The 5576-nt window shown below is 70.2% G+C and carries 4 protein-coding genes; 3 read left to right on the top strand and 1 reads right to left on the bottom strand.

The window, feature by feature from the left end:
* Positions 1 to 1457: pitrilysin family protein (locus VF665_RS14945; RefSeq protein ID WP_331054240.1), on the top strand; the 1457-nt coding region annotated here is incomplete at its 5' end.
* A gap of 265 nt (positions 1458 to 1722) precedes the next feature.
* On the opposite strand, the gene VF665_RS14940 is transcribed toward VF665_RS14945, so the two are convergent.
* Positions 1723 to 2259, bottom strand: coding sequence for a hypothetical protein (locus VF665_RS14940; RefSeq protein WP_331054239.1), 537 nt, complete (start codon positions 2257 to 2259; stop codon positions 1723 to 1725).
* 635 nt (positions 2260 to 2894) lie between these two features.
* Here VF665_RS14940 and VF665_RS14935 point away from each other — a divergent pair.
* The gene (locus tag VF665_RS14935) at positions 2895 to 4295 is read left to right on the top strand and encodes an amidohydrolase (protein ID WP_331054238.1); all 1401 of its coding nucleotides are present in this window, start codon (positions 2895 to 2897) and stop codon (positions 4293 to 4295) included.
* A partial coding sequence (locus VF665_RS14930) for an amidohydrolase family protein (RefSeq protein WP_331054237.1) occupies positions 4292 to 5576 on the top strand: 1285 nt, incomplete at its 3' end. The genes VF665_RS14935 and VF665_RS14930, both read left to right, overlap by 4 nt.

The raw sequence follows: 5576 nt of genomic DNA, 5'->3' as shown, positions 1-5576 counted from the left end.
CCGTGACGACAGCCAAGATGCACCGCGCGGCCGCCCTGGCGCTCGCCCTGGCCGGCACGGCGCTCCCCGCCGCCGCGCAGCACACCACGCCGCCGCCGGCGCTCCCGGCGCGGCCCATCCAGTTTCCCCCGTTCGTGGAGCGCACGCTGCCCAACGGCATGCGGCTGCTGGTGGTGGAGAACCACTCGCTCCCGCTGGTGAACCTGGACCTGTACATCCGCTCCGGCTCCGGCGCGGACCCGGCCAACCGGCTGGGGACGGCGTCCATCGTGGCGTCCATGCTGGACAAGGGCACCACCACCCGCACGGCCACGCAGATCGCCGAGCAGGTGGAGGGCGTGGGCGGCCAGCTGGGCGCCGGCGCCGACCAGGACAACCTGACCGTGTCCGCCAGCATGCTGACGGACCAGCTTCCGCTGGCGTTCGAGCTGCTGGCCGACGTGGCGCTGCGCCCGGCCTTCAGCGACCAGGAGCTGCAGACGGTGCGTGCGCAGCAGCTGGCCGGCCTTCGCGCCGCGCAGGGCAACTCCAGCTACCTGGCCTCGCGCACCTTCGAGGAGCGCCTGTTCGGGGCGCAGCACCCGTACGGCCGCCGCGCCACCCCGGCCTCCGTCACCGCCATTACCCGTGACGACCTGGCGGCCTGGCACCGCACGCACTTCGTGCCCGCCAACGCCATGCTCGTGGTCTCGGGCGACGTGACGCCGGCGCGCGCGGAGCAGATGGCGCGGCAGGCGTTCGGTTCGTGGACGGGCGGCGCGGCTCCGTCGGACGCGTTCCCCGCCGTGCCGGCCGCGAGCCGCGCGGAGATCCTGCTGGTGAACCGCCCGGGCTCGGTGCAGAGCTCCATCCTGGTGGGCAACCCGGGGCTGGCGGCCAACAGCCCGGACTACTACGCCGCGCAGGTGCTCAACATGATCCTGGGCGCAAGCGGCGAGTCGCGGCTGGAGCGGGTGCTGCGCAGCGAGCACGGCTGGACGTACAGCTCGCGCTCCCGCTACGCGCGCCTGCTGGGCGGCGGCGACTACCGCGCCAACACCGAAGTGCGCACCGCCGTGACGGACAGCGCGCTGGCGGAACTGCTGACGCAGCTGCGCCGCATTCGCGACCAGGCGGTGCCGCAGGCGGAGCTGGACCAGGCCAAGAACTTCCTGATCAGCTCGTTCCCAAACACGCTGGAAACGCCGGCCGGCGTGGCCGGGCGCCTTGCGAGCGTGCGGCTGCTGAACCTGCCCGTGTCGTCGCTGACGGAGTACCCGGCGCGCATCGCGGCGGTGACGGCGGCGGACGTGCAGCGGGTGGCGCGCCAGTACCTGAGCCCGGACCGCGCGACCATCGTGGTGGTCGGCGACGCGGCGCAGATCCTGGAGCGGGTGCGCGCGATCGCTCCCGTGACGGTGCTGGACCTGGAGGGCAACCCTGTGGACGCCTCCACCATCCGCCCGGCGGGCCAGTAACGAACCGAAGTTCCACGGGGAGACGCAGAGACACGAAACGCGCAACGGCAACCGCGTCTCTCACGGAGGTCGCAGAGGTTGCACGGAGGTCACGGTGGTTCGGAGAGCCGCGGCCTCCGGTGATCCTCGCATCGAGTGCGGTTCCGTGTCTCCCTGCCCTCTGTTGGAGGTTCCAGGTTCTTTCGATGATGGAAAGCCAGACACCCCCGGCGAGATCGCTCTCGCCGGGGGTGTCTTGTGCTGTCGATGGGGTCAGGCGCCGCGATCAGCGGTGGGTGGTGCCCCACTGGCGATGGAAGGCGTCGTGCTCGGCCTTGCACTCGCTGCGCACCTGGATTTGCCAGCGCAGGCTGGTGGGGTTCTGCGCGGCGCGCTCACGGCACATGCGGTCGTGCGAGTAGTGGAAGTCGCGGTGCGCCTGGTCGTACGAGCCGCTGGTGTTGTAGCGGCGGTCCGTGGACGGGTAGCGCGACGAGGACGAGCCGTAGCGGCCCTCTCCGCGGCCGCAGTTCTCCACGGTGTTGTGCGGATTGTTGCGGCCCTGGCACCACCCCGGCGGCACATTGCGGCGGCGCTCGAAGCGGGGCTCCTCGCGGCCGCGGCGGTCGTCCCGCCGATCATCTTCGTAGCGATCGTCGTCGTCGTCGTGATCGCGGTCACGGTCGCGGACGCGGTCCTGCTGGCTCTGGCCGTGGCCGCTGTTGCCGTGCCCGTTGCCGCGCTTCTGCGCCTCCGCCGGCGAGGCGGAAACGATGGCCGCCATCACCAGCGCGAGCGGCAGAGAAAACATCGTCGACTTCATCGTGGTACTCCGGTTCGGTTGATCATCCTGCTCCAACGCTTGGCCCATTGAAGGGCAACACCGGTGCCAAGTCGCTGCGGCAACGAAATTTAGCGTAGATGCTTGGAAACAGGTGATCTGATACGGTTTCAGGCGCGGTCGCTGTCCTCGGCGGGGGACGCGGGGTGTGGGGAGGGGAGGACAACCCCAGGGAATAGGGAATAGGGAATAGGGAATAGGGAATAGGGAATAGGGAATAGGGAATAGGGGAACTGCTGGGGGGCGGCGGTCCGGGCGGGTGATCGGAGGAGGCGTTGGTAAAACGGATCGACGGCGGATCTGGAGGACGGCTCCTCTGCCGGCAGCCGCAGTTCGGAAGACGGATCGACGATGGATCCGGAGGACGGCGACCAGGCTGGCCGCCGGGGGCGGTTCATCCGTGGCCGTTCCTATTCCCTATTCCCTATTCCCTATTCCCTATTCCCTATTCCCTATTCCCTCGCTCCTCCGTACTTGCCGCTGAATCCCGTATACAGCTACAATGCCGCCCCGAATCCCCCCGCGACTGCGTGCCCCACGTCGGCACCCCGGTGCTAAAAAACGTGAAACCGCCCGTGCGTCGCCCTTTCTGCAACTCCGCACAGGAGAGGCACCGAATGAAGCGTGCGTTGTCCGCGCTCGCGCTGGCCTCGCTGGCCGCCTGCGCCCAAGGGCGCGCGGCCCGGCCCGCCGGCCCCGCGCCCCAGGCCGCCGCGCCACGGGCCCAGGCTCCGTTCCCGTCCACCTACCGCCCCTTCCCCTCGCGCACCACGGTGATCCGGGGCGGCACGGTAATGACGGCGGCGGGGCAGATCATCCCCAACGGCCAGGTGCTGATGGTGGATGGGAAGATCGCGGCGGTCGGCGCCACGGTGAACGCCCCCGCCGACGCGGTGGTGGTGGACGCGACCGGCAAGTTCGTCACGCCCGGCGTCATCGACACGCACTCGCACCTGGGCGTGTACGCCAGCCCCGGCGTGGAGGCCACCTCCGACGGCAACGAGGCCACCAGCCCCAACACCGCCGAGGTGTGGGCCGAGCACTCGGTGTGGCCGCAGGACCCCGGCTTTGTGCGGGCGCTGGAGGGCGGCGTAACGACCATGCAGATCCTGCCCGGCTCCGCCAACCTGTTCGGCGGGCGCAGCGTGGTGCTGCGCAACGTGCCCAGCCGCACGGTGCAGGGGATGAAGTTTCCCGGCGCGCCGTACGGCCTCAAGATGGCCTGCGGCGAGAACCCCAAGCGCGTCTACGGCAACCGCGGCGGCCCCAGCACCCGCATGGGCGAGGTGGCCGGCTTTCGCGCGGCGTGGCAGCGCGCCGCGGACTACCGGCGCCGCATGGACGACTGGGAGCGCAATGGCCGCAACCCGTCCAACATGCCCACGCAGGACCTGGAGCTGGAAACGCTGGCCGGCGTGCTGCGCGGCGAAATCCTCGTCCACAACCACTGCTACCGTGGCGACGAGATGGCGCAGATGATCGACATCGCGCACGAGTTCGGCTACCGCATCCGCTCGTTCCATCACGGGGTGGAGGCGTACAAGGTGCGCGACCTGATGGCGCGCGACTCCATCAGCGGCTCGCTGTGGGCGGACTGGTGGGGCTTCAAGATGGAGGCGCTGGACTTTACCCGCGCCAACATCGCCATGGTGCACCAGGCCGGCGCCCGCGCCATCGTGCACTCCGACGACCCCACGGGGATCCAGAAGCTGAACCAGGAGGCCGCCAAGGCCCTGGAGGCCGGGCGCGAAGCCGGCATCGAGGTCAGCGAGAACGACGCGCTGCGCTGGATCACGGCCAACGCCGCCTGGGCGCTCGGCATTCAGGACGAGGTGGGCACGCTGGAGCCGGGCAAGCGCGCGGACGTGGTCATCTGGTCCGCCAACCCGTTCAGCGTCTACGCCCGCGCCGACCGCGTGTACATCGACGGCGCGCTGCTCTTTGACCGCTTTGATCCGTCGCGCCAGCCGCGCACGGACTTCGAGGTGGGACTCTTTCCCGCGGAGGCCGCGCAATGACCCCCAAGCTGCTCGCCGCGGCCACGCTCGCGGCGCTGGCCGCCGCCCCCGCCGCCCCCGCCGCCGCGCAGACCATCGCCATTACCGGCGGCACGGTTCACCCCATCAGCGGGCCGGCCATCCCCAACGGCACGGTCATCATCACCAACGGCCGCATTGCCGCGGTGGGCGCCGGCATTCCGGTTCCCGCCGGGGCGCGCACCATCGACGCGCGCGGCAAGGTGGTTACGCCGGGGCTCTTTGAGTCGTCCACCAACATGGCGCTGGTGGAGGTGGGGTCGCTGGACGCCACCAACGACGCGCGGATGGAGAACGACAAGGACCAGGTGTCGGCCGCGTTCAACGTGTCGGACGGCATCAATCCGCGCTCGGTCGTGATCCCCGTCACCCGCATCGCAGGGGTGACCACGGTCATCAGCCGTCCGGCGGGCGGGCTGATCAGTGGCCAGGGGATCGGCATTGACCTGATCGGCAACAACGTGGCGGACATGCTCATTCGCCCTGGGCCGATCGCCATGTTCGCGTCGGTGAGCGAGAACGTGCACGAGGCGGGCAATGGCACGCGCGGCGGCGTGTTCATGCGCATGCGCGAGGTGCTGGAGGACGCGCGCGCCTGGAACCGCAACCCGCAGGCGTTCGAGCGCGGCGAAACGCGCGACTTCAGCGTGAGCCGGCTGGACCTGGCCGCGCTGCAGCCCGTTCTGCGCGGCGAGATGCCGCTGGTGGTGGAGGCGCACCGGGCCAGCGACATTCAGGCCACGATCCGCCTGGCGCAGGAGTACAACCTCAGGCTGATCATCACCGGCGGCACCGAGGCGTGGATGGTGGCGGGCGACCTGGCGCGGGCGCGGGTGCCGGTGCTGGTGCGCGTGCTGCGCAACCTGCCGGAGAGCTACGAGTCGCTGGGCGCGCGGTACGAGAACGCCGCCCTGCTGCGGCGGGCCGGCGTGCAGGTGGCCATCACCACGGGTGAAACCTTTCAGGCGTACAACATCCGCCAGGAGGCCGGCAACGCCGTGGCGTACGGGCTTCCGTACGACGAGGCGCTGCGGGCGGTAACGCTGGCCCCCGCGCAGATCTTTGGCGTGGCGGACCGGTACGGCTCGCTGGAGGTGGGGAAGGTGGCGGACGTGGTGGTGTGGGACGGCGATCCGCTGGAACTGCTGACCCGCGTGAACACGGTGATCATCCGCGGCCGCGAGGTCCCCATGACCAGCCGCGAAACCATGCTGCGCGACCGCTACCGGAACCTGGACGAGAATACGCGGTCGTACAGGCAGT

Origin of the sequence: Longimicrobium sp., from assembly GCF_036387355.1 — a bacterium.
In the GTDB taxonomy this organism is placed as follows: Bacteria; Gemmatimonadota; Gemmatimonadetes; order Longimicrobiales; family Longimicrobiaceae; genus Longimicrobium.
The sequence above is the reverse complement of the archived record's forward strand: the minus strand, read 5'-3'. Positions and strand labels throughout refer to the sequence as shown.